The sequence below is a fragment of the Moorena sp. SIO4A1 genome, from assembly GCF_010672065.1.
Taxonomy (GTDB): Bacteria; Cyanobacteriota; Cyanobacteriia; order Cyanobacteriales; family Coleofasciculaceae; genus Moorena.
The window spans coordinates 1-2,409 of record NZ_JAAHHX010000289.1 but is presented as its reverse complement, the minus strand read 5'-3'; the positions used below and the strand labels follow the sequence as shown (position 1 = coordinate 2,409).

Sequence of the window (2,409 nt, the reverse complement as noted above, 5' to 3'; positions counted from 1 at the left end):
GGCTCTTGATTCACCAGTGACCTATGAGCTTGAGCTTTGCCATGCCCAGAATCTTGAGGGTGGTCTCAACCTAGAAAATGTCGTTGTTCAAGATACTCTTCCGGTTGGGTCAAGTTTTCTTAGTGCTACCAATGAGGGTACCCATAACTCAGGGGTTGTCACTTGGAATGTCGGTAACCTCAGTATTCAGAGTGGCAGAAATTGTTTCAACGCACAAGTCTCTGTTGAGTATCCTAGTGCTACCTTCAACACTAGTGGTGCCAATAGTACTGTGATTAACCCAGCTGCCGCAACAGGAGAACTGATTGATGGCACCCCGTTGAACTTAAATGGTGAGGCTGAACATGGTTTTGCAGACCCGAACTATCAAGGCACATTGAATTCTAAATCATTCTCGGGTCAGGTGGCTATTGGCAATGAATTTGAGTTTCGGCTTGACCCAAGAAATACCGGTAATGTACCGATTACTACTCTAACAGTCACTGACGACCTAGATCAAGTCAATGAGGATGGGATTAACCTCTTAGATCAGGTGCGAGTCACTAAAATTAGCACAGGCAGATACAACAATTACACCGGGGATGTGATTGTCCGCTACAAAACTAATCTCAACCCCTTGACAGCCGGTACCTCACACCCTCAGAACACCACCCTCACCATTGGGACGGACATCACCTTAGGAGCAGGGGAATACATTACAGGGGTTGAGTTCGAGTACACCAATGTACCGGTTTTCAAGCTACAGGAGGCAGTAATAGACCAAAACTGTTTGTAGAGGTTCAGCCTGACCGCGAGATTGGGGAGACGATCAAAAACTGTGCCCAACTGACTTGGACGCCCAATTCACCAACAGACCCCCTGGAACAGTGCCAAGAGACAGAAATCTCGGCATTACAAGCCATCGTAAATCCAAACAAAAGAGACGAAACTAGTAGTGGACCCTATGCTCCTGGTGACACCATAGAATTTCGGCTACAGTTTCGCAACGAGTCGAGCGCTACCGCAGATTATGTCAATCCCATTATTGCCGATTTACTGCCAGCAGGGCTTGAGTATGGGGGTGCCTGGAGGTTTACCAATGGGGGATCGAGTAGTTTGCCCGCTGACCCTCCCATCAACTTCGAGGCCATTCCAAACTACAACGGCACCGGTCGCACGTTGCTGCGTTGGGAAATTACAGGAACCCAAATACCAGAGAATAGGTGGCTGAGAATCTATGTCGATACAGTGGTTGAGCAGGGCGTGAGTACAGGTTCGTTGACTAATGAATTATTCATCATGTCCAACGATAGTGTGTTCGATTGCAACAATAATAACCGCAGAACTCAGGATACGGTTGATGTGGATGGGGATGGCATCACCGATGAGACGATTTGTCGCAGAACAGCAAACGTTGAAATAGCTGGCATCGCAACCCTCGATTCACAAAAGGTAGTTCAGGGTGAGGTCGATACCAGTTTCTCCACTAGTGGCACCACGGTTCCGGGGGGACAGGTAGATTACCAGCTCACGATCACCAATCAAGGCACGGTGCCGATGACTAATATACTTGTAGTCGATATGTTGCCTGCCATCGGTGATACTCAAGTGCTCAATACTAGTACAGCCAGGGGTTCCCAATGGCGTCCTAATCTCGCTGGTCCGGTTACCGTGGCAATTCCTGGTGTTACGGTTGAATACACCACCAACTCCAATCCTTGCCGTCCCAATCCTAGTGATGGTCAAGACCTTAATTGGCCTAGTGGCTGCGTCAATGACTGGAGTACTACCTTTCCCAGTGACCCCAGTGCGGTCACCGCTCTGAGGTTTAACTTGGGCAACCTAGTTCTCGACCCCCTAGAGTCGGTGGTCCTCAACTGGCCAATGCGAGCACCGGCTGGAGCACCAACCAACGGCGAGATTGCCTGGAATTCCTTTGCTTTCGTCTCGACACGAACGGATCAATCCGGTGCGGCAGCTACCTTGTTACCCGCAGAACCCCCCAAAGTCGGCATTGTGATTCAACCCCCCACCCCTGCCATCATTGGAGACTTAGTCTGGGATGACCAAAACGGTAATGGGATTCAAGATAATAGTGAACTGGGTATCAATGGGGTGCGGGTTGAGTTGTGGCAAGATGGAGGTGATGGTCAACCTGGTACCAGTGACGATAGTTTCTATGGGTTTACCTTAACTGCTCCCGATGGTACCGGTAATGATGGGGTTTACCTTTTCTCGAACGTGCCAGCGGGAGATTACTTTCTGAAATTCATTCCCCCAGACAACCTCAATCTCTCTCCTCAAGACCAGGGTGGTGATGAGACCGCTGACTCCGATGCGGATCCCAATACTGGACAGACAAACGTCTTTAGTGTTAACCAGACTACAGATACCCGTGATTTCGATGCTGGACTAACCTCTGTAGACCCA

At 49.4% G+C, this 2,409-nt stretch carries 2 protein-coding genes and 1 pseudogene; all 3 read left to right on the top strand.

The window, feature by feature from the left end; translation table 11 throughout:
- The coding region (locus F6K53_RS37395; RefSeq protein WP_293084683.1) for a hypothetical protein at positions 1-775 on the top strand (775 nt) is incomplete at its 5' end.
- Positions 766-1,044: pseudogene (locus tag F6K53_RS46245) on the top strand (hypothetical protein); the annotation flags it as partial. The gene F6K53_RS37395 and the pseudogene F6K53_RS46245, both read left to right, overlap by 10 nt.
- A gap of 51 nt (positions 1,045-1,095) precedes the next feature.
- The coding region (locus F6K53_RS37390) for an SdrD B-like domain-containing protein (RefSeq protein WP_366511407.1) at positions 1,096-2,409 on the top strand (1,314 nt) is incomplete at its 3' end.